Genomic DNA, 22,015 nt, shown 5'->3' on the forward strand with positions numbered 1-22,015 from the left:
CTTTTGAAGGTTCTGGCCGTCACTGCGTCATTCATGACTTTGTGCAGCGTAAAGCGCGTGACTGGATCGAAGGGGGAATAGAACGTGGTAACCCACGAGGTGCAATTTTAGATTTCTACCACAGTAATAATGCTGACCTTGATTTGCGAGGACATCTTGTTACAGGAAGACCATTTAATAATAATAGCGGCATTGGAATATTATCTGGTGGAGAGGTGGTTTTCAATCTAAGAGTTCATAATGGAATAATAGAAACTCCAGGTCTATCGGGTATTGGCGTAGAACTTTCTCCTAAATTAGGTGCACGCAATAGAATTGAGAAACTGGAGGAAGACTTTCCTGTAATAGAAAATTCCAGATGGAACATCGAAACCCAAAAATTCAATAAAATCCCTTGGGATTATTTCCCTCCCACCTTCTACACCGCAGAAAACCTCCAAATCAAATCTGGCGGCCGCGCCATCATCATGGCGGGCTCCGACAACGTGGTGCGCAACAACACCATCGAGGTCGATGGCCGCACCGCCGTCTACCTGTACGGCCCGCGCTCGCTGGTGGAGGGCAATACCTTCATCGTGCACATGGACCCGCGAGACAAGGCGCCGTTGCCCGCAATCCTCAAGCTGCGCGATGCCGATGGTTCCATCATCCGCAACAACCGCTTCATCGTGAAGCGCAGCGGGCTGTTCAGGAAGAAGGAAGAGGAACCCCAGGCAGGCATCAACCTGCTGGAGTCCAAAGGCGTAGTGATCGAGGGCAATGTGTTCGAGCAGGTCGCATTGCCGGTGCGCAAGGATGCGGCCAGTACCACAACGGAGAGTGGAAACATTTCAAAAGGCAGCCCCTGATGGAATGGAGGTATTTGACGGCCATATGCGGCAACCCACTCAACCGGATCGATACCACGGGCTGTACCAGGAGGACATGCACTACTACAGTGAAAGACAAGCCAACTCTAATCGGGAAAAATTTCTTGGAGGGCTCGTTGGGCAAGAAGAAAAATATCCAGGCGTCTGCTTACCCAGGAGTATCATATGCAAACCAGTATGAAAATCAAATCACTGATATTCATCTTGGCAATTTTATCTTCCGGACTTTCTCAAGGCATGGCTTGGGAAGAATGGGCGGAAACTCGCCATCCACCCAGCGACACAGGACCATTGCCAGATGGCTGCAGTTCCGTCAAATATCGAGGGACCTTTCATCCCATTATTGAGTATGTCAGAGGAAGAGGAGACCACTGTGTAGTTCACGATTTTGTACAGAGGAAATTAAGAGACTTCATTAATGGCAGGGAACGTGGATCACCAACAGATGAAGCCGGAAGGGGTAGCGTGATTAGTTTCTCTCAAGACAGCCATTCCAACATTAATCTAAGGAAGCATCTTATATCTGGCAAGCCGTTTGAAAATACCCGCGGCATAGGCATGAATAGCAAATCACTGACTCACTTGGCAGTTCACAACGGAAAAATCGAAACGCCCGGTCCACTAGGTATTGGAATAGATATGGCACCTTATATAGAAGGTCGTCAGAGGCTACAGGAGTTGACAGAAGATCGTCCAGCAATCAAAGAAGTCGGCTACAGCCGTACATTCGCGGGTATTTGGGATTACACCCCACCCACCTTCTACACCGCAGAAAACCTCCAAATAAAATCCGGCGGCCGCGCCATCATCATGGCCGGCTCCGACAACGTGGTGCGCAACAACACCATCGAGGTCGATGGCCGCACCGCCGTCTACCTGTACGGCCCGCGCTCGCTGGTGGAGGGCAACACCTTCATCGTGCACATGGACCTGCGCGACAAGGCCCCATTGCCCGCCATCCTCAAGCTGCGCGATGCCGATGGTTCCATCATCCGCAACAACCGCTTCATCGTGAAGCGCAGCGGGCTGTTCAGGAAGAAGGAAGAGGAACCCCAGGCCGGCATCAACCTGCTGGAGTCCAAGGACGTAGTGATCGAAGGCAATGTGTTTGAAGAGATCACATTGCCGGTGCGCAAGGATGCGGCCAGTACCACGACGGAGTACGGCAACGCCGTGGATTCTCGCTAGGAGACGATGCGTGGGCCCCGCCTGCAGGCTCAGCGCAGGGCCAGTTGCATCACATGCGCGGTGGGCATGACATCGCCAAACACATCCTCGATCTCGGCCAGCGCGGCACGGTGCAGGCTGTCGGCGTCCACGGATTCGCCGTTGCTGCGCGTGATGGCACGTGTGGCCACGGCATCACTGGCCACAACGACCTCGAAGCCCAGCGGCGCGGCATCGCGTGCGGCGCCGGCCACGCAGGCGTGGGTCATGAGGCCGCAGATGACCAAGGTGGTGATGCCACGCGCGCGCAGCTGGTCGGCCAGGTCGGTGCCGACGAAGGCGCTGACGCTGCGCTTTTGCACCACGGTGTCACCCGCGCGCGGCTGCAGGCCGGGGTGGAACTGGACGGCGCTGCCATTGACGGCGAACACGGGCGCACCTTCCGGGGCAATGTGCTGGATGTGGAACACGGCAACCTGCCCGGCATCGGCCCATTGCAGCAGGCGCCGGGCCTGCTCCAGGACCTGCGGGCCGCGCGGGATGGGCAGGCGGCCGCTGAAGTACTCGTTCTGGAAGTCGATGACCAGCAGCGCCGTGGCACCCCGTGGCAACTGGCTGCGTCCCGGCGCGCCTGACAGGGCGCGGAGGGTGGGATGGCTGGTGGATTGGGTGGCCTGGCTGGCCTTTTCTGCGAGGGACATGCAGTGCTCCTGAAAACGGGAAGTGGTTGATGCCTGCAGTCTAGAAACGCACAGGGTCCGCAGCAACGCCATGGAGCGGCCAGCATCTGTGCAGGTTCTGCACAGATCGCCCATGCTTTGAAAAATGCCCCATCTCTGTGATGGCGCATACGGCCTTGGGCCTTGCATCGCTCCAACCCGCCGCGTGCCGGGAAGGTGGCGATGCCGCATTGAAACATGGCCTGCGGCCCTCCCGCTCAAGAAAGGGCCGCAGGCCGGCACGGCGCTAGTTCTGCAGCTGCTGCCAGACCTTGTCCAGCCGCTTGATGCTGACCGGGTACGGCGTGCGCAGCTCCTGGGCGAAGAAGCTCACGCGCAGCTCCTCCAGCATCCAGCGGTATTCCTGCATGCGCGCATCGATGTGGCCCTTGCGCTCGGCCACCAGTCGCCAGTAGCGCTGCTCCAGCGGGCGCAGCTCGGTCAGGCGGCTGGCGTCGCGCGCAGGGTCGGCGCGGTACTTGTCCAGGCGGCTGGTGATGGCCTTGAGGTAGCGCGCGTAGTGCTGCAGCTGTGTCCAGGGCGCGGCCGCGATGAAGTTCTTGGGCACCAGGCGCTGCAGTTGCTGGGCGGCGTCGGCCGTGGCGTCAGGCGCGTTCTTGGTGTCCTTGATCTTGCGTTGCGCCGCCGCGTACTCGATCAGGATGGTGGAGGCCATGCGCGCCACCTCGTTGGCGATCAGCGTCAGCCGGCCGCGTCCGTCCTGCACGCGCTGCTTGAACTGGGCGTCGTTGGTGGGCAGCGGCTCCTGCAGGAAGGCGCGGTCTATGGCCACGTCGATGATCTGCTCGCGCAGTTCCTCCTGCGTGCCCAGCGGCATGTAGGCAACGGCCATCTTCTGCAGGTCCGGAATGTTCTTTTCCAGGTACTTGAGCGCGTCGCGGATCTGCAGCGCGAACAGGCGGCGCAGGCCCACGCGGTGGCGTGCGGCCGCAACCTCGGGCTCGTCAAAGACCTCGATGCCGACGGCATCGCCGTGGTCGATCAGCGCAGGGAAGCCGATCAGCGTCTGCCCGCCCCGGCCGATCTCCATCAGCTCGGGCAGCTCGCCAAAGCTCCATTCCTTGTAGCGGCTGTCGGCGGGCTGGCTGGGCTTGGCATTCCTGGCAGGCGTGGCCTGGTCGGGCTTTTCCGCCTTGGCAGCGGGCGCAGGCTTCCTGCCGGTTTCGGGCGCGGTGGCAGCGGTGGCAGCGGGTGCAGAGGCCTCCGTGACCGACGCCACCTTCAGCGCGGCCAGCGCCTGGAAGGCGCCGCGCGCCTTGGCGCCGAGTTCGGCCTTGAGCGCGCCCAGGTTGCGGCCCTGGCCCAGCTGGCGTCCATGCTCGTCCGTGATGCGGAAGTTCATGAACAGGTGCGGGCTGAGCATGTCCAGCTTAAAGTCGGCGCGCTTGACGTCCAGCGAGGTCTCGTCGCGCACCTGCTTGAGCAGGGCATCAATGAGCGATCCCTGGCCCCAGCGTTCGGGCGTGGTGAAGAGTTCGGCCAGGCGCTGGGCGCTTTCGGGCAGGGGCACGAAGCGGCTGCGCGGGCGCTGCGGCAGGCTCTTGAGCAGGGCCTGGAGCTTGTCCTTGAGCATGCCGGGCACCAGCCATTCCACGCGCTCGTCGCTGACCTGGTTGAGCACGAACAGCGGCACGGTGACGGTGATGCCGTCGCGCGCGTCGCCGGGGCTGTGCAGGTAGCTGGCCGTGCAGTCCACGCCGCCGAGCTTGACCACCTTGGGAAAGGCCTGGGTGGTGATGCCGGCCGCCTCGTGGCGCATCAGCTCGTCGCGCGACAGGCGCAGCAAGTCGGCGTTTTCCTTGGCCGCCTCGCGGAACCAATGGTCGAAGGTGGCGCCGCTGAACACGTCCTTGGGGATCTGCTGGTCGTAGAAGGCGTAGATCAGCTCGTCATCGACCAGCACGTCCTGGCGGCGGCTCTTGTGCTCCAGCTCCTCGACCTTGCGCACCAGCTTGAGGTTGGCGGGCAGGAAGTGCCAGCGCGTATCCCACTGCCCCTCCACCAGGGCCTGGCGGATGAAGATCTCGCGCGCGGACTGCGGATCGATGCGGCCATAGCTCATGCGGCGGCCGTTGTAGACCACCAGGCCGTAGAGCGTGGCGCGCTCCAGCGCCACCACGTCGGCCTGGTTCTTGGACCAGTGCGGATCGAGCAGCTGCTTCTTGAGCAGGTGGGCGCCGACTTCCTCCAGCCACTGCGGATCGATGGCGGCGATGCCCCGGCCGTACAGGCGTGAGGTTTCCACCAGCTCGGCCGCAACGATCCAGCGCCCCGGCTTCTTGGACAGGTGGGCACCCGGGTGCGGGTAGAAGCGGATGCCGCGCGCGCCCAGGTAGGCGTCGCTTTCATCGCCCTTGTAGCCCAGGTTGCCCAGCAGGCCGGACAGCATGGACAGGTGCACGGCGTCGTAGCCTGCGGCCTCGGTGTTGATCTTCCACTTGTGCTCGTTGACCACGGTCAGCAGCTGCGAGTGGATGTCGCGCCATTCGCGCACGCGGCGGATGTTGATGAAGTTCTGGCGCAGCAGCTGCTCCCACTGGCGGTTGCTGAGCTTGTGCGAGGGCTCGTCATCCGTGCCGGGACCGGTGTCCTGCGGATGGAAGGCCGCCAGCGCCTCGGCCGCCGGGGCGGCCACGCTCTGCCCGCCGCTGCGCTGGGCCACGGGCAGGAAGGCGGCATTGCGCGCCGATGGCTTGGCGGCCGGCGCCTGGGCCGTGGCCATTTCCTTGCGGCTCTTGGCCACCACCTTGCCGCCGCGCGCATCCTGCAGCCATTTCCACAGGCGCAGATAGCCGCTGAATTCGCTTTTCTCGTCGTCGAACTTGGCGTGCTGCTGGTCGGCCTGCTGCTGGGCCTCCAGCGGCCGGTCGCGCACGTCCTGCACGGACAGAGCGGAGGCAATGACCAGCACCTCGGCCACGGCGCCGCGCGTGCGCGCCTCCAGGATCATGCGGCCCACGCGCGGGTCCAGCGGCAGGCGCGACAGCTCGCGGCCCATGGGCAGCAGCTCGCCGCGCTCGTCCACGGCGCCCAGCTCGCCCAGCAATTGGTAGCCGTCGGCAATGGCGCGGCCCGAGGGCGATTCAAGGAAGGGGAAATTCACCACGTCGCCCAGGCCCAGCGACTTCATGCGCAGGATGACGCCGGCCAGCGAGGAGCGCAGGATTTCAGGGTCGGTGAAGCGCGCGCGCGTGCCGAAGTCGGCCTCGTCGTACAGGCGGATGCAGATGCCGTTGGCCACGCGGCCGCAACGGCCCGCGCGCTGGTTGGCCGCCGCCTGGCTGATGGGCTCGACCAGCAGCTGCTCGACCTTGCTGCGGAAGGAATAGCGCTTGACGCGCGCCGTGCCCGCATCGATCACATAGCGGATGCCGGGCACGGTCAGCGAGGTCTCGGCCACGTTGGTGGCCAGCACGATGCGCCGGCCCGTGTGGCTGTCGAAGATGCGGTCCTGCTCGGCCTGCGACAGGCGCGAGAACAGCGGCAGCACCTCGGCATGGCGCAGCACGGGCTGCTGTGCCAGGTGCTTGCGCAGGTGGTCGGCCGCCTCGCGGATCTCGCGCTCGCCGGGCAGGAACACCAGGATGTCGCCGCTGACGCCGCCGGACCACAGCTCGTCCACGCCTTCGGCGATGGCATCGTTGAGGTCGTGGTCGCGCTTTTCCTCGAAGGGGCGCCAGCGCATCTCCACGGGGTAGGTGCGGCCCGAGACCATGATCACCGGCGCAGGCCCCTTGGGGCCTTCGAAGTGCCTGGAGAACCGGTCGGCATCGATGGTGGCCGATGTCACCACCACCTTGAGGTCGGGGCGCCGGGGCAGGATCTGCTTGATGTAGCCCAGCAGGAAGTCGATGTTGAGGCTGCGCTCGTGGGCCTCGTCGATGATGAGGGTGTCGTAGGCCTTGAGCAGCGGATCGGTCTGCGTCTCGGCCAGCAGGATGCCGTCCGTCATCAGCTTGACCGAGGCGTCCTTGGACAGCCGGTCCTGGAAGCGCACCTTGTAGCCCACCACATCGCCCAGCGGCGTGTTCAGCTCCTCGGCAATGCGCTTGGCCACCGAGCTGGCGGCAATGCGGCGCGGCTGCGTGTGGCCGATCAGGTGGCCGCGCACCTGGCCCTTGTCGTCGGGCGTGGCGTTGACCTTGCCCCGGCCCAGCGCCAGCGCGATCTTGGGCAGCTGCGTGGTCTTGCCCGAGCCCGTTTCGCCGCACACGATGATGACCTGGTGCCGGTCCATGGCCTCCATGATTTCCTCACGGCGGGCGGATACGGGCAGGGATTCAGGGAAGCTGATCTTCAAAGGCATAAGGGGCTGGATTATCCCCGCGCCATGCCGGCGGCGCCACGCGGCTGCAGATTTCCATACGCCTGCCCTGTGCCGCCCGCATGAAAACCCCCGCATGCCAGGGCCTTCGCCAAGTCAGGCCAGCGGCATGCAAGGCATTGCGCACAATCGGCGCTCGCCTTGCCGCCCGCGCCCGGCGCTGGCCGCCTCACCCGCCTCCGCCTTCCTCGATCTGCTCCCCATGGTTTCTCTTGCCGCCCTCGTCATTCCGCTATTGGCCCTGTGGCTGTGGTGGCCCGTCCGCCCGATGCCGCGCCGCGCACGCCTGATGGCGGCCGTCGCCACGGCGGCCCTGGGCTGCACGCCCGCCCTGCTGCTGGTGCTGCTGCGCGAGGGCACGGTCGAGTACCGCACGCTGGCCTATCTGCAGGTGCCGGGCGGCTGGGTGCTGGCCATGCTGCTGATGCTGGCCGTCTTCATCGTGCTGCGCGACGGCCTCTGGGCGCTGGCCGCCGTGGCCCGGCGCGAGGACTGGAAGCAGCGCCTGCACGCGCCGCTGCTCACGGCCGGCGCCCTGGCCCTGGCGGGCCTGCTGTCGGCCTGGGGCGTGGCCAATGCGCTGCGCCCGCCCGAGGTGCACGAACGCACGCTGCGCCTGCCCGGCCTGCCCACCGGCCTGGAAGGCCTGCGCGTGGCCGTGCTGGCCGACATCCACGCCAGCCCCATCAACAACGCGCGCTATGTGCAGACCATCGTGGACCGCACGCTGGAGGCGCGGCCCGACCTCATCGTGCTGCCCGGCGACATGGTGGACGGCGACGTGGACAGCGGCCGCGCCAACGTCGCGCCGCTGGCGCAGCTCAAGGCACGCTACGGCGTCTGGGCCGCGCCCGGCAACCATGAGTACTACAGCGGCTACGACGCCTGGATGGCCGAATTCCGCCGCCTGGGCCTGAACCTGCTGGAGAACCGCATGCAGCTGATCGATGTGCAGGGCGCGCGCCTGGCGCTGTCGGGCATCGGCGATCCGGCCTATGGCCGCCTGTCGCGCCAGAACACCGACCCGTCCGTGGCCGAAGGCGTGCCGCCCGACATCGACACCGTGGCCCGCCAGGCCAAAGAGGCCGGTGCGCAATACCACCTGCTGCTGGCCCACCAGCCCAAGACCGCCCGCGACAACGCTGCCCACGGCGTGGGCCTGCAGCTGTCGGGCCATACGCACGGCGGCCTGATCCTGGGCATGGACCAATGGCTGGTGGCGCCCGCCAATGACGGCTTTGTGCGCGGCGAGTACGAGGTCGGCGCCATGAAGCTCTTCGTCAGCGCCGGCGCAGGCCTGTGGGCCGGCTTTGCCGTGCGCCTGGGCGTGCCGGCCAGCATCGACCTGCTGGTGCTGCGCGGCGCCTGATCCTGCCCCGGAGGGCAGCGTGGACGGCTACCGCGCGAACACCATGCACACCGGGCTGGCGCAGTGGGTGCTGGCCAGCGGGCGCCAGGCGTCATCCCGGGCATGGCAGACGATGCTGTCGCTGTCCTCGTTGAGCACATAGAGCAGGCGCCCGTCGGGCGAGGCCGTGAAAAAGCGCGGCGTGCGCCCGCCCGAGGCGAAGCCGCCACTGGCGTGCAGCAGCCCCGTCAAAGGATCGACATCGAAGACCGCAATGCCGTCAGCGCCGCGATTGGACACCAGCACCTGCCGGCCGTCGCGCAAGACCTCGATGCCCGCCGCCCGGCTGTTGCCCACAAAGCCCTCCGGCAGGGTGGACAGGATCTGCAGGCCCTGCAGCGCCCCGGTGGCCGCATCGAAGCGGCAGGTGAGCACGGTGTTGTCCAGTTCGTTGACCACATAGGCGCAGGCCAGCGCAGGATGGAAGGCGATATGCCGCGGGCCCGAGCCTTCGCGGCAGTCCAGCCAGGGCTGGGGCGCAGGCGCCAGCCGCCCGTGCTCGAAGGCGAAGATGAAGATCCGGTCCTGCCCCTTGTCAGGCACCAGCACGAAGCGCCCGTCCGGCGAGAAGGGGTTGAAGTGGGGCTTGGCAAACGGCTGCTCCTTGCGATGCGGCCCGGGTTGGCCCGGTAGCGCAAGCCGCTGCTGCACGGAGCCCAGGCGCCCGTCCGGTGCGATCGGCATCACGGCCAGCGTACCGCCTGGCCCGCCATACCCCCGGTGGCCATCGCTGGCAGCCGGCTCGCCCAGATGGTCGGAGACCACCAGCTGCCGTCCGCCCGGGGCGATGGCCAGGTGCACCGGGTTGCGCCCGCCGCAGTCCCGGGTCTGCAGCAACGCCAGGCGGCCCGTTGCGGCATCGCGTGCGAAGACGCTGACCTCATGGCCATCGCCATGCACGGTGTAGAGCCGGGTGCCGGCTGCATCGAGCGCCAGGAACGAGGGGTTGGCAAGCCCATCCACGGTCTGCAGATGCTGCAGGCCGCCCGTGGCTTCGTCCACGCGATAGACGGTGATGCCCTCGCCACGTGCGTCGCGCTCGCGCGTGGTGCGCGAACCCACGTAGGCGTACAGGGGGCGCGACGCACAGGTGCTCATGCCGATGCGCCCGCCAGCGGTGCGACGGCCGCGCCCTGAATGCCATGGCGCTGCAGCGCCTCGGCCACAAAGCCGCAAGCCTTGGCCTCCTCCACAAAGGCCGCCAGCACGCGCAGGGCCTCATCGCCCCGCCCCTTGGGCAGGCCCATGGCCTGCTGGATCACCATGAAGCGGCCTGGCAGCAGGCGCAGGCCGGGCAGGCGGGCGGCATCGGCCTCCAATTGCTGCTTGACGCCGGCGGCCACATCGGCCGTCGATTCCACAAAGGTCTGCACCACGGCGGGCGAGGACACGGCGCGCTCTATCTGCGCATGCTTGAGCTCGCGGCTCAGGTACAGGTCATAGGCGCTGCCCTTGCCGACCACCACGGTGTGCCCGGCCCGGTCCACCTGGGCGTTGTCGGTCAGCGGCGAATCCTGGCGCACCAGGTAGCTGCCCTCGATCAGCACATAGGGCGCGGTAAAGCCGATGCCCGCGCCGCGCACGGGGTCCACGGCAAAGAAGCCGAAGTCGGCCTCCTCGCGCGTGACGGCATCCACCGACTTGGCGGCCGTATCGAAGACCACCAGTTCCAGCTCCAGCCCCAGCTGCTGCGCAAGGCGCCGGGCCAGGTCGATGGACACGCCTGCGGGCTGGCCATCGGCCTGCAGCCGCGCAAGGATGGGATTGCCGGTGTTGATGGATGCGCGGATGCGGCCAAGCGGCGCGAGGGTGGACAGCAGCTGGGAGGAAAGGTTCATGGATGGCTCGCTTCAAGGGTCAACGGGATGCCCGCCGGGGCGTGGAAGAGGTACGCGAAGGGGTACGCGAAGGTTCCGGGGACGCTGCGCCGGGACCGAGGAGATCGCTGATGCTGGCCAGGTTGCGCAAGGTGCTCGCCAGGTGCTCGCGCATGGCGAGGGAGGCTTCTTCGTTGCGCTCGCGCCCCAGCAGTTCCAGGATGTTCAGATGCTGCTCGCAGTGCTCGCGGTAGCGCGCCCGGTCCTGCATGGAGCGGTAGGACAGCAGGCGCCGCACGCGGTTGACGCGGCGGATGGTGTCGATGAAGAACACGTTGCCCGAGGCCTCGACCAGGGACTCGTGGAAGTTCACCCCCCGGTCGTGGATGCGGTCGGCCGGGTCGGTGGCGATGCCGCCTTCGAGCAAGTGGATTTCGGCCGCGCGGCAGCGTTGCAGCACGGCGCGGTCCAGCCGGTAGCCGGGCTCCAGCAGCGCGGCCGGCTCCAGCGCCATACGCAGGCGGTAGGACTGCAGCAGGCTGTCGGGCGTGGTCAGCATGGCCGCAAAGGTCCAGCCGTAGCCGGGCTTGCGCTCGATCCAGCCCTCCTGCGAGATGCGGTTGAGCACGGCCGCCAGTTGGGCCTTGCTCAGGCCGTAGCGCGTGCGCAGCGCGGCCTCGGTGACGGATTCGGGCAGGCTGGCGCGCAGCCGGTCCTCGGCGATGCGAAAGTAGATGGCTTCGGTCAGGTCCTGGTCGCCGGCCGCCGCCTCGGCCAGCAGTTCGGCCGGAATCCGATCATGCGGCAGGGCCAGGAAAAACCCCCGGTTGCGCTCGCGCCGCACCACACCCTGCTCCTGCAGCTGCTGCAAGGCCTCGTTGACGGGCTGGCGGGAGACGCGCAGCCGGTCGGCCAGGCCCTGGGCGGCCAGGTGGGTTCCGCTGTCCCATTGTTCGGAACGGGCCAGTGCCAGGATTTGCGAGCACAGCTGGGTGGAGGTCTTCATGCCCCCATTGTCATGCCATGCCACATCAGCGCCCGGCCGCCTGCCGCAGGATGGAAGGAATCACGCCGCCGCTGCGCAGCAGCCCTGCCTCCAGCTGCGTCTCCACGGCGGCCGTGGCCTGCAGCGCCTGCACGCTGCCATCGCCGCGCAGTATGCGCACGGGCACGACGCAGCGCGGCGCCAGGGCGTTGGACGGTGCATCGATCTCGATACGGTCGCCCGGCTGCAGCGCCAGTTCCTGCGGCCCCATGCCCGCAGGCAAGCGCAGCGGCACGATGCCCATGCCGATGAGGTTGGAGCGGTGGATGCGCTCGAAGCTCAGGGCCAGCACGGCACGTATGCCCAGCAGGCGCTGGCCCTTGGCGGCCCAGTCGCGCGAGGAGCCCGTGCCGTAGCGCTCGCCGGCCACCAGCACCACGGACTGGCCCGCCTTGCGGTAGCGCTGCGCGATGTCCCACAGCGGCGCGATCTCGCCCGATGGCGCATGCAGGCCATGGGCCACGGGGGCACCGGGCGCCAGCAGGTTCTTCAGCGTCTTGCTGTGAAAGGCCGCCCGCACCATCACCTCCCAGTTGCCGCGCCGCGACGCGAAGACGTTGAGATCACCCCGGTCGTCGCCGCGCTCCACCAGGAAATCGGCCACCAGGCTGTCGGGCGGGATGGCGCTGGCCGGCGAGATATGGTCCGTGGTGATGTCGTCGCCCACCACCAGCAGCGGGTGGGCCTGGTAGCGGCCCAGCTGGCTGCCCTCGGACAGCGCGGCAAAGGGCGGGCGGCGCAGCGCGGTGGACCGCGCGTCCCAGGGAAACAACGGCCCCTCGGGCGCCTTCAGCGCATGCCAGGCCGGGTTGAGTGTGGCCCGCGCGAAGTCGCGGCCGAAGTCCTGCGGGTGCAGGCCCAGCGCCAGCGCCGCCTGGACTTCCTCGCGGGTGGGCATGAGGTCGGCCAGGAACACGGGCCGGCCATCGGCCAGGTGCTGCACGGGCTCGCTGCGCAGGTTGCGGGCCGCGTCGCCGGCCAGGCCGAAGGCGATGACCAGGGACGGCGACATGATGAAGCTCAGCTCGATGTCCGGATGCACGCGGCCCGGAAAATTCCGGTTGCCCGACAAAATGGCCACGGCCTTGGCCTGGCCGGCGCGCTGGGCCTGGCGCACCGGCTCCGTCAGCGGGCCAGGGTTGCCGATGCAGGTGGTGCAGCCGTAGCCCACGATGCCGAAGCCCACGGCCTCCAGGTCCTGCAGCAGCCCGGCGCGCGCCAGATAGGAGGCAGCCGCCGGCGAGCCCGGTGCCAGCGAGGTCTTGACCCATGCGGGGACCTTCAGCCCCAGCGCCCGCGCCTTGCGCGCCACCAGCCCGGCGGCGACCAGCAGCGCGGGGTCCGAGGTATTGGTGCAGCTGGTGATGGCGGCCAGCGCCACGGCATGGCGCGGCAGCCCGGTCTGCGCGCCGGACGCAACAAAGCCCACGGCCTGCAGCGCGCGGGCGCTGTCGCCATAGTCGAGCAGGTCCTGCGGGCGGCGCGGACCGGCAATGTGCCAGCCCACGGCGTCCAGGTCGATCTCGATCTGGCGTGTGTAGCGCGGCTGGGCCTGCGGATCGAACCACAGGCCCTGGGCACGCATATAGGCCTCGACCAGGGCGACGCGCTGCGGGCTGCGGCCCGTGGCGCGCAGGTAGTCAAGCGTCTGGCCATCGACCGCGAAGTAGCCCGTGGTGGCGCCGTACTCGGGCGCCATGTTGGCCACCACGCTGCGCTGGCCCGCCGTCAGCGTGGACACGCCGGGGCCGAAGTACTCGACGAACTCGCCGGCCACGCCCAGGGCGCGCAGCCGCTGGGTGGCGACCAGGGCCAGGTCGCTGGCCTGCACGCCGGGGCGCAGCGCGCCGGTCAGCCGCACGCCGATGACATCGGGGATGCGCAGCATGGTGGGCATGCCGAACATCACGGTCTGCGCCTCCAGCCCGCCAACGCCCCAGCCCAGCACGCCGATGCCGTTGACCATGGGTGTGTGGCTGTCCGTGCCCAGCATCATGTCGGGAACGGCCCAGAGCCTGCCGCCGCGCTCCTCGCTGGTCACCACGGTGGCCAGTTGCTCCAGGTTGATGGTGTGCATGATCCCCGTGCCGGGCGGGTGGATGGTCACATGGGCCAGGGCCCTGGAAGCCCAGCGCAGGAAGCGGTAGCGCTCGGCATTGCGCCGTATCTCGTGCTCCAGGTTGGCCTGGGCGGCGCCCGGCACTGCATAGGCCTCCACGGCCAGCGAGTGGTCCACCGACACGTCGACGGGCAGCACCGGATTGAGCACGGCCGGATCCACGCCCTCTTCGTGCAGAGCATCGCGCATGGCCGCGATGTCGACCAGCGCCGGCGTGCTGGTGGTGTCGTGCATGAGCACGCGGCCCGGCTGGAAGGCGATCTCGGCCTCGCTGCTGCCGTGATCCAGCCAGGCCCGCAGGGCAGCCACGGCAGCGTCCCTTTCCTGCCCCTCCATGTGGCGCAGCACGTTCTCCAGCAACAACCTGAGCACCACGGGCAGGCGCGGCAGGCACTCGCCCAGCACGCCCGGCACATCGGCAGCGTGGTAGCGGACTCCGTCCAGTTCAAGGACGCGGGAAAAGGGGGTCTCGGTGTTTTCCATAGCTGATATTTTGCATTTTGAATTTCTAAAATGCAATCAAACGCCTCATCTCGCTTTCCCTGAAACCCCGGCCAAAAGGCCGCCAAGGAGTTTTGACATGTCCGCTCCCTCCCGCCGCAGCTTGCTGCGCAGCCTGGGCACCGCGCTGCTCGCCGGCCTCATCAGCCTCATCGGCAGCCTGCCCGCTGCGGCCCAGGACGCGCCGCAGCGCAGCATCACTCTCGTGGTTCCCTTCACGGCAGGCGGCGGCGTCGACGCCATGGCCCGGCTGCTGGCCGAGCGGCTGCGCGTGACGCTCAAGCAGCCGGTGGTGGTGGACAACAGGCCCGGCGGCAGCGGCATGCTGGGCGCAGGCGCCGTGGCACGCGCGGCGGGCGACGGCCACACGCTGCTGCTGGGCTCGGCCGGCGAAACCGCCATCGCCCCGCTGGTGCACCAAGGCCGCATGCCCTACCAGCCGTCCCGCGACCTGGCGCCCCTGACCCTGGTCACGCGCGTGCCCAACGTACTGGTGGCCTCGCCCGGCCTGCCGGCCGGCAACATCGATGAACTGGTGCGCCTGGCCAAGGCCAGCCCCGGCAAGCTCGGCTACGCCACCAGCGGCGTGGGCAATCCCCAGCACCTCAATGGCGAGCTGCTGCAGTCGCTGGCCGGCATCCGGCTGAACCACGTGCCCTACCGGGGCGCGGCCAACCAGCTGGTGGACGTGTCCTCGGGCGTGGTCGAACTGGCCTTCGTCAGCTACGCGGGGGCCGCGCCCTTCATCAAGAGCGGCCGTGTCAAGGCGCTGGCGGTGACTTCAGCGCAGCGCGCCAGCTTCGCCCCCGGCATTGCCGCCATTGCCGAGTCGACGGGCCTGGCCTCCTACGACCTGGACAACTGGTTCGGCCTCTTCGCGCCCGCCTCCACGCCGCCGGCCGTCCAGGCGCGGCTGCATGCGGCGGTGGTCAATGCGCTCAAGGATCCCGCGCTGGCGCAGCGCCTGCGCGAACTGGGCGGCGAGCCCGCTCCCATGTCGCAGCAGCAGTTCAGGGACTTCATCGCCGCCGAGACCGCCAGGTACGCCGCCATCGTGACCTCGGCCCGCATCGTGGCCGAGTGAGGGCGCGCGCCCTTTCCCGGCATTTGCCTTTCCCTTCAGAAAACCACAGGAGACGACATGCAGCTTCATCCCGCGCTGGCCGCCACGGCCGCCGCCATACTGGTCCTGGCTTCGACCACGGCCCGATCCCAGACCGCCCCCGACGGCTACCCGGTCCGCGCCGTCACCATCGTCGTGCCCTTCGCGGCCGGCGGAAACACCGACGTCAAGACCCGGCTCGTGGCCAGGCAGCTGGCGCAGATACTGGGCCAGCCCGTGATCGTGGACAACAAGCCCGGCGCCAGCGGCAACATCGGAATGGAGTTCGTGGGCCGCGCCGCAGCCGACGGCTACACCATCGCCATGGGCAGCTTCGGGCCTCTGGCCGTCAATCCCTGGATCTATCCCAAGCTCAACTTCGATCCCAAGACCTTTGTCCCCATCATCCTGCTGGAGAAAAGCCCGCTGGTGCTGGTCACGCCCGCCGACAAGCCCTATCGCAGCGTGGCCGATGTGGTGACGGCCGCCAAGGACAGGCCGGGGCAGCTGAACATCGCCAACGCAGGGCCGGGCGGCGCGCACCATCTCTCGGCCGAGCTTTTCGAGGCGGCGGCAGGCCTGGACATGGTCGGCGTGCCCTTCAAGGGCGGTGGTCCCGCCGCCACCGCCCTGCTGTCGGGACAGGTGGACCTGATGTTCGAGCAGACCGGTGCGGCCGCGCCCTCCATACAGGCGCGCAAGATCCGCGCGCTGGGTGTGACCTCGGCACAGCGCCTGGCCATGCTCCCTGACGTGCCCACCTTCGCCGAGTCCGGCTTCCCCCAGGTCACCGTCTCCAACTGGATGGGCTATGTGGCGCCCAAAGGCACGCCGCCCGAGATCGTGGCCCGGCTCCACAAGGCGTTCGCCAAGGCCATGGACCATCCGGAAGTCCGGGAACGCATCGTCTCCCAGGGCAACGAGTTCGGCGGCGGCAGCAGCCAGGAGTTCGCCGCCTTCATCGACAGCGAAGCCGCCAAGTGGGGCCGGCTGGTGAAGGAGCGCGGAATCCGAAGGGATTGAGCGAAAGGCGGGGCCTACCCCCACCCCCGACCTACCCCTCATTGACCACCAACGACAGCGCATGCGCCTCGGTAGGCAAAGGCACGTCCCAGCGCTGCAGCAGGCTGAGCAGGGCCGCGTTGGTCAGCGTGGTGTCGCGCGCGCGGTTGCGGGCCAGCAGGGTTGGGCGGCTGGCTTCCAGGTGCACGAGTTCCACGCGGGCGCCGTAGGCCAGGCACAGGTCCACGGTCTTGCCGCGCATCTGGCGCGACAGGTGGGTGGCATTCCAGACGAAGGGCTGGCCCGCGCGCAGCAGGGCCTTGGCCTTGTCCACGGCATGGTGGGCGGCCGCGCCCTCGTTCTGGCCGTGGCGCAGGCCCAGCTCCGTACGCGCATCGTCGAAAGAGACCACGGGCAGGTCGCCATGGTGGGCGGCCACCCAGGTGTTCTTGCCGCTGGCCGGCAGGCCGCACATGACGATGGCGCGCGAGCCGGCCTGCTCGTGCAGCGCATAGTCGGGATGCAGCTGCGCGCCGCGGAAGTAGCGCACCGCCGTCTCGGCCGAGGCAAAGCGGCGTGGCGTGCGCAGGCAGCCCTCCTCCAGCGCGAACTCGCGCACCAGTTCGATGTTGACCAGCACGGACGCAATGTCCGGGCAGATGCGCCCGCGCATGTCGGCCCGCGCCAGCAGGGTAAGCAGGTGCAGGTCCGTCTGCCAGGACAGCTCGCGCACGATGAACTCGGGCGAGAGGCCGCGGCGCGAATCGGCAAAGGCGAAGAACGGCACCTGGTGCACGGCGATCAGCCGGCAGATGGCTTCGCGCTGGTCCACGGGCGCGCCGGCTTCCCAGAGCATGAGCCGGGCATCCAGCGCACCCCGGCGCGAATGGCCGGGCTGGCCGATGCGGCCGTCCTCGCCCACCACGGTGGTCGAGCACTTGGCCACGTCGTGCAGCAGCGCGGCCAGGAAGACCGTCTCGCGCTCGGTGGCGGTGAGCGCCGCATGGCCGGGATCGGCCAGCAGCTCGCGCACCACCATCTGCGTGTGCGTCCAGACATCGCCTTCGGCGTGATAGACGGGGTCCTGCGGCGTGGTTTTGGCCTGCTCCAGCTGGGGGAAGGCGGCCAGGCAGGCCGCGAAGTCGGGGTCGGCGCCGGGCTGCGGCACCAGGGACTGGATCTGTTTCCAGTTCGTCATGAAATCTCCTTGCGATGGGCCTGCGCTGCAGGCCTCACCAGCTTTTTGAAATATCGGCCGCAAAGATGTCTGCGCCTTCGCGCAGCCCGTTGGGGACGATGGGCCGCTCGCTGTGGTGCGAGCCCGAGTCGAGGATGACCTGCACGAAGTCCGGCCGCACGAACTTGTAGCGCGCCACGGTCTGGCCGCCCTCCTCCACCTTGAGGTAGAGGCCTTCGGCCAGCTCGGAGCCGTCGGTCTGCCGCCAGCACAGCGGCAGGTCCAGCTTCTGGCGGGCCACCACCTGCTCGAAGGCCTGGCGCCAGCGCGCGCTGCGGCCCAGCGAGGGGGCCAGCAGCGCCAGCAGGTCCTGCATGCGCCGGGGCGCCACCCCGCTGTAGAGCACGGGCACCGAGACCACGGGCACGCCGGCCAGCAGGGCATGGCGGCACGGCGTGTCCAGGAAGCACTGCGCCGAGCGGTCCCAGATGTCGAACTCGCAGAACCAGTGCGGCAGCGCGTCGTAGAACAGCGAGTGCTTGGCATACATCCACTCGCCGAACACCTGGTAGCGGTCGTCCAGCAGGGACAGCAGCGCGCCCTCATGGGCCTGGGCCCATTGCTTGAAGAGGTTGAACTGGCGCTCGCGCCCGCCGGGCCGCTCGCTGTCCAGGTAGTGGCCGCGCGACTGCAGCAGCAGCTGGCCGTCGCCGGCAAAGCTCAGCGCGGCGTTGGCGCCGTCGAGTTTTTCCTCGACGACGATGTGACGGCCGGCCAGCCGCTCATAGGGCACGGCGTCGTCCTGGTCACCGGACTGCAGGCGCGAGCCGCGCAGGTGCGGCGTACGGGGGTATTTGAGGATCTCGACGCTCGAAAGAAAGTGAGCGCCTTGGGCAATGGATGGGGTCATGTCGTGCTTTCCGAAAACGATGCAGCACCCCACGGCGACATGCCATGGGGCGGGAAAAGCCGACGACGACGCCAGGCGCCGCAATGCAGGGGATGCAGCGACAGCGCGGCCTGGCCCGTGGTGGCCGGGCCGGCAGGCTGTCGAAGGGGAAGATGGCAGGACTGTCGGCGCCGTCCGCAAACCGGACGGTCAGCCGCAAGCCCTCAAAAGGCCACGCACCGCAGCGCACACGCAAAAGACATCCGGGGCAAGGCCAGGATCAGCGTGTGACGAAGTCGTTCAGCAGGAAGCTGTGCGGCGGGGCATGGTGCACCTCGAAAGGGTGAGGGTGGATGGGAGGGGTGCGAGTCTATCGCCCGTTGCCCCGCAGGCACAAGCGGCTGCGCACCATGCCGGGCCGATTGTTGGCTGCTAGCCACGCACGGCAGACTTGAAGGCGGCGCCCAGCGCATCCAGCGCCGCGCGCGGCCGGCCTTCGCGCACGCGGGTGTGCAGCAGCACGGGCAGGCGCGGCAGCGTGGGCAGGCCCAGGCGCGGGCCCACGTCCACGGCGCCCAGGGCCAGCATGCGCGGCGCCAGCGCGGCCACGCCCAGCCCCGCCATGACGGCGGCCGAGACAGCGGCCACGCCGCCGCCCACGAACACCTCGGTCCACGGCATGCGCGCCGAATCCAGCAGTTGCCCGGCCATGGCGCGCACGCCGCAGGGCTCGGCCAGCGTGGCCAGCGGCAGGGGCTCGCCCGCGCGGTGCTGCCAGCCGGGCGCGGCAAACCATCCGAAGGGCTCCTCGGCCAGCAGCTCGCCGTCGTCACGCCCGGCATGCGTGCGAACGATCACCGTGTCGTACTCGCGCCGGTCGAACCCCTGCAGCAGCGGGCCGGACGATGCGATGCGGATGTCGATCAGCAGCTGCGGGTCCTGCGCATTCATGCGGGCGATCAGTGCCGGCAGCTCAGGCCCGGCCACGTGGTCGCTGATGCCGATGGTCAGCCGCTGGCGCGTGCTGACGGCCAGCGCCAGTGCGCGCTCATGGGCCTGCAGCAGTTCGCGCGCATGGGGCAGGAAGTCGGCACCCAGCGCCGACAGCTGCACGTGGCGCGGCGTGCGCTCGACCAGCCGGCAGCCCAGCCGCTGCTCCAGCCGCTTGAGCTTGAGGCTGACGGCGGCCTGCGTGGTCTGCATGGCTTCGGCCGCGCGCGTGAAGCTGCCCAGCTCCGCGATGTGCACGAAGCTCTGCACGGCATCCAGGTCAAGGGGTCGTTGAATCATTGCAATTCATTATTACTGATATCAGCAATCATGGCTTTTCAAAATAGCTGGCACGGCCTACCTTCGAGGCTCCCACAACGCAAAGCAACGCAATTCAACGCAATTCAACGCAACGCAAAGGAGCCACACCATGCCCATGACCCGGATCAACATGCGCGCCGGCAAGTCCCCCGCCTACCGCCAGGCCATCTGCGACAGCCTCTACCGCGCCATGCGCGAGACCTTCAACGTGCCGGAGGACGACCAGTTCATGACCATCACCGAGCATGACGGCGACAACTTCCGCTACGGCGCCTCCTACCTGGGAGTGGCGCGCAGCGACGATCTGGTGCTGGTGCAGCTCACGGTCAGCAACACCCGCAGCCTGGAGCAGAAAAAGGCGCTGTTCAGCCGCATCGCCGAGCTGCTGGTCGAAAGCCCCGGCCTGCGGCCCGAGGACGTGTTCGTCAACCTGGTCGAGGTGGACAAGGAGAACTGGTCCATGGGCCACGGGCTCGCACAATACGCAACTTAAGACACGCGGATCGGCGCAACACCCACAGCGCCGCGGTCAGGCCGGCACCGCCAGCGCCGCCACGAATTGCTGGCCCACGGCGGTGATGATCTCGGCGCGCGCCGCCGTGCGCAGCTGCACCAGGGCGATCTGCCGGCTCTCGGCCGTCTGGGCAATGGGCAGCACGCGCAGGCGCGGGTCGCCCTCCCAGCCATGCCGCGCCAGATTGGGCAGCATGGCCACGCCCATGCCGTCGCGCACCAGCTCCACGATGGTCTCGATGGAGTTGAGCTCCAGGAACTCCTGGGGCTTGGCCCGCAGGCGGCGCAGCGTGCGCTCCACCAGCTCGCCCGTGTGCTCGGTGCGGTCGAAGCGGATGAAGGGATAGCGCTCCACCATGTCGGCTGGCGCCGCGGACCGGGCGGCGCGCGGCGCCAGCAGCACCATGGGCTCGGCATACAGCGGTGTCCAGACCAGCGAGGGGCGCTTGATGGCCGGGTTGTAGACCACTACGGCCGCGTCCAGCTCATGGTTCTCCACCTGGGCGATCAGCCGGTTGGACTTGCCCGAGACCACATGCAGGTCCACCGCCGGATGGTGGCGCTTGAGCTCCAGCGTGGCGCGCACCAGCTGGCTCAGCGCCGAGACGATGGAGCCGAACTGCACGGTGCCGGCCAGCGGTGCGTCGGCCCGCGTGCCGTGCTTGGCCTGCTCGTACAGCGCCACCAGCTGGGTTGCTATGGGCACCAGCGCCCGGCCCTGCTCATTGAGCGTGACCAGCTTGCCCTGGCGCGCGAAGAGCTTGCGCTTGAGGTCGTTTTCCAGCGTGCGCATCTGCAGCCCCACGGCCACCTGGGTCAGCGCCACGCGCTGGCCTGCCGCGGTGAAGGAGCCCTCGGCCGCCACGGCCAGAAAAGTGCGAAGAATGCGCAGGCTTGGCATAAAAGTTTTACTTTCAAGATTCGTAAGAAATTCCAGCTTTCACCAAACAGTTTCTATCATCAAAATCGCTGGCAACCGATAGCCGATCGTCCTGATCGCCCCCTCCCACTTCCCGGATTTCTGGAGATCTCCATGCCTGCACCCGTGTCCCGCCGCCTGCTTGTCTGCTGCGCCGCCCTGTTGACCTGCGCCACGCCCGGCTGGGCCGCGCCCGCCGCCGATGCCTGGCCCTCGCAGCCGCTGAAGATCATGGTGGGCTTTGCCGCCGGCGGCGCCAACGACATCGTGGCCCGCATCCTGGCCAAGGAGCTGCAGCAGCGCCTGGGCCAGAGCGTGGTGGTGGAGAACCGCGGCGGCGCGGGCGGCCTGATCGCCAGCGAAGTGGTGGCCAAGGCGCCCAAGAACGGCTACACGCTGCTGCTGGGCTCCATCGGCAGCAACACCGTGGCGCCCGTGCTGGCCAAGAAGCTGTCGTTCGACCCGCGCAAGGACCTGGAGCCCATCACCCTGGTGGCCGAGTCCGGCAACGCGCTGCTGGTGAACGCCGCCCTGCCCTACAAGACGGTGCAGGAAATGATCGAGGCCGCGCGCAAGGCGCCGGGCAGCATCAACTACGCATCGTCGGGCAACGGCTCCACCCTGCACCTGGCCGGCGCGCTGTTCGCGCAGCAGGCCGGCGTGAACCTGGTGCACGTGCCCTACCGCGGCAACGGCCCGGCCATCACCGATGTGTCGGGTGGCCAGGTGCAGGCCATTTTCTCGGGCATTCCGCCCGCCATCACCTCGGCCAAGACCGGCCAGACCCGCATCCTGGCCGTGACCACGAAGCAGCGCGTCAAGAACCTGCCCAACGTGCCCACCGTCGCCGAGGCCGGCCTGCCCGGCTATGCCTTCACGTCCTGGTACGGCCTGTTCACCACGGGCGGCACGGACCCGGCCATCGTCGAGCGGCTGGCCCAGGAAGTGCGCAAGATCATGGAGCGCCCCGAAGTGCAGGCCCAGTTCGAGGCCCAGGGCCTGGACCCCGAGACCAGCGACCCCAAGTCCTTCAAGCAGCAGATCGACCGCGAGCTGACGCGCTGGAGCCGCGACGTGAAGACCATGGGCATCACCGCCGACTGAGGCAGGTT

General features: G+C 67.9%; 16 protein-coding genes and 1 pseudogene. 7 read left to right on the forward strand and 10 right to left on the reverse strand.

What is annotated here, in order from left to right; translation table 11 throughout:
• Positions 1-467 precede the first annotated feature (467 nt).
• Both BO996_RS30085 and BO996_RS20935 read left to right on the forward strand, forming a co-directional pair.
• Positions 468-716: pseudogene (locus BO996_RS30085) on the forward strand (right-handed parallel beta-helix repeat-containing protein); the annotation flags it as partial.
• Between the two features lie 963 nt (positions 717-1,679).
• The gene (locus tag BO996_RS20935; protein WP_232240395.1) at positions 1,680-2,057 is read left to right on the forward strand and encodes a right-handed parallel beta-helix repeat-containing protein; all 378 of its coding nucleotides are present in this window, start codon (positions 1,680-1,682) and stop codon (positions 2,055-2,057) included.
• Positions 2,058-2,086: 29 nt separating this feature from the next.
• Here BO996_RS20935 and BO996_RS20940 read toward each other — a convergent pair whose 3' ends face one another.
• Together BO996_RS20940 and hrpA are read right to left on the reverse strand one after the other, a co-directional pair.
• Positions 2,087-2,737: a cysteine hydrolase family protein gene (locus BO996_RS20940; protein ID WP_071956319.1), complete on the reverse strand. Its 651-nt coding sequence runs from the start codon at positions 2,735-2,737 to the stop codon at positions 2,087-2,089.
• A gap of 265 nt (positions 2,738-3,002) precedes the next feature.
• Positions 3,003-7,082, reverse strand: coding sequence for an ATP-dependent RNA helicase HrpA (hrpA, locus tag BO996_RS20945; protein ID WP_071956320.1), 4,080 nt, complete (start codon positions 7,080-7,082; stop codon positions 3,003-3,005).
• A 220-nt stretch (positions 7,083-7,302) separates the two neighbouring features.
• On the opposite strand from hrpA, the gene BO996_RS20950 reads away from it, so the two are divergent.
• Positions 7,303-8,469: a metallophosphoesterase gene (locus tag BO996_RS20950; RefSeq protein WP_071957184.1), complete on the forward strand. Its 1,167-nt coding sequence runs from the start codon at positions 7,303-7,305 to the stop codon at positions 8,467-8,469.
• A 27-nt stretch (positions 8,470-8,496) separates the two neighbouring features.
• On the opposite strand, the gene BO996_RS20955 is transcribed toward BO996_RS20950, so the two are convergent.
• The 4 genes from BO996_RS20955 to BO996_RS20970 are packed head-to-tail and all read right to left on the reverse strand — an operon-like array spanning position 8,497 to position 13,972.
• Positions 8,497-9,606, reverse strand: a complete 1,110-nt coding sequence (locus BO996_RS20955; RefSeq protein WP_071956321.1) for a lactonase family protein — start codon at positions 9,604-9,606, stop codon at positions 8,497-8,499.
• Positions 9,603-10,346 (reverse strand): ABC transporter substrate-binding protein, encoded by a 744-nt coding sequence (locus BO996_RS20960; protein ID WP_012206352.1) that lies wholly within the window; start codon positions 10,344-10,346, stop codon positions 9,603-9,605. Before BO996_RS20960 ends, BO996_RS20955 begins: the two co-directional genes overlap by 4 nt.
• 19 nt (positions 10,347-10,365) lie before the next feature.
• Positions 10,366-11,331: a GntR family transcriptional regulator gene (locus BO996_RS20965; protein WP_071956322.1), complete on the reverse strand. Its 966-nt coding sequence runs from the start codon at positions 11,329-11,331 to the stop codon at positions 10,366-10,368.
• Positions 11,332-11,356: 25 nt separating this feature from the next.
• Positions 11,357-13,972, reverse strand: a complete 2,616-nt coding sequence (locus BO996_RS20970) for an aconitate hydratase AcnA (RefSeq protein WP_071956323.1) — start codon at positions 13,970-13,972, stop codon at positions 11,357-11,359.
• 97 nt (positions 13,973-14,069) lie between these two features.
• Between BO996_RS20970 and BO996_RS20975 the strand changes: the two genes are divergently transcribed.
• Both BO996_RS20975 and BO996_RS20980 read left to right on the forward strand, forming a co-directional pair.
• A complete protein-coding gene (locus BO996_RS20975; RefSeq protein WP_198041253.1) occupies positions 14,070-15,074 on the forward strand; it encodes a Bug family tripartite tricarboxylate transporter substrate binding protein in 1,005 nt (334 codons plus the stop codon).
• A gap of 57 nt (positions 15,075-15,131) precedes the next feature.
• Complete coding sequence (locus BO996_RS20980; protein WP_071956324.1) at positions 15,132-16,115, forward strand: Bug family tripartite tricarboxylate transporter substrate binding protein; 984 nt, start codon at positions 15,132-15,134, stop codon at positions 16,113-16,115.
• Between the two features lie 31 nt (positions 16,116-16,146).
• Here BO996_RS20980 and BO996_RS20985 read toward each other — a convergent pair whose 3' ends face one another.
• From BO996_RS20985 to BO996_RS20995, 3 genes are all read right to left on the reverse strand, one after another.
• The gene (locus BO996_RS20985) at positions 16,147-17,292 is read right to left on the reverse strand and encodes an AAA family ATPase (protein ID WP_071956325.1); all 1,146 of its coding nucleotides are present in this window, start codon (positions 17,290-17,292) and stop codon (positions 16,147-16,149) included.
• Between the two features lie 34 nt (positions 17,293-17,326).
• A complete protein-coding gene (locus BO996_RS20990; protein WP_071956326.1) occupies positions 17,327-18,181 on the reverse strand; it encodes an RNA ligase family protein in 855 nt (284 codons plus the stop codon).
• A gap of 411 nt (positions 18,182-18,592) precedes the next feature.
• Entirely contained in the window at positions 18,593-19,450 is an 858-nt protein-coding gene (locus tag BO996_RS20995) for a LysR family transcriptional regulator (protein WP_013801722.1), read from the reverse strand.
• Between the two features lie 130 nt (positions 19,451-19,580).
• Here BO996_RS20995 and BO996_RS21000 point away from each other — a divergent pair, with 130 nt between their 5' ends.
• On the forward strand, positions 19,581-19,964 hold the full coding sequence (locus BO996_RS21000) for a tautomerase family protein (RefSeq protein WP_034395446.1): 384 nt from the start codon (positions 19,581-19,583) through the stop codon (positions 19,962-19,964).
• A 36-nt stretch (positions 19,965-20,000) separates the two neighbouring features.
• On the opposite strand, the gene BO996_RS21005 is transcribed toward BO996_RS21000, so the two are convergent.
• Positions 20,001-20,885 carry a LysR family transcriptional regulator gene (locus BO996_RS21005; RefSeq protein WP_065345097.1) on the reverse strand — a complete coding sequence of 295 codons (885 nt, stop codon included), beginning with the start codon at positions 20,883-20,885 and terminating at the stop codon, positions 20,001-20,003.
• 132 nt (positions 20,886-21,017) lie between these two features.
• On the opposite strand from BO996_RS21005, the gene BO996_RS21010 reads away from it, so the two are divergent.
• A complete protein-coding gene (locus BO996_RS21010) occupies positions 21,018-22,007 on the forward strand; it encodes a Bug family tripartite tricarboxylate transporter substrate binding protein (RefSeq protein ID WP_013801719.1) in 990 nt (329 codons plus the stop codon).
• Positions 22,008-22,015: the final 8 nt, after the last annotated feature.

Origin of the sequence: Delftia sp. HK171, from assembly GCF_001886655.1 — a bacterium.
GTDB classification, from domain to species: Bacteria; Pseudomonadota; Gammaproteobacteria; order Burkholderiales; family Burkholderiaceae_C; genus Comamonas; species Comamonas acidovorans.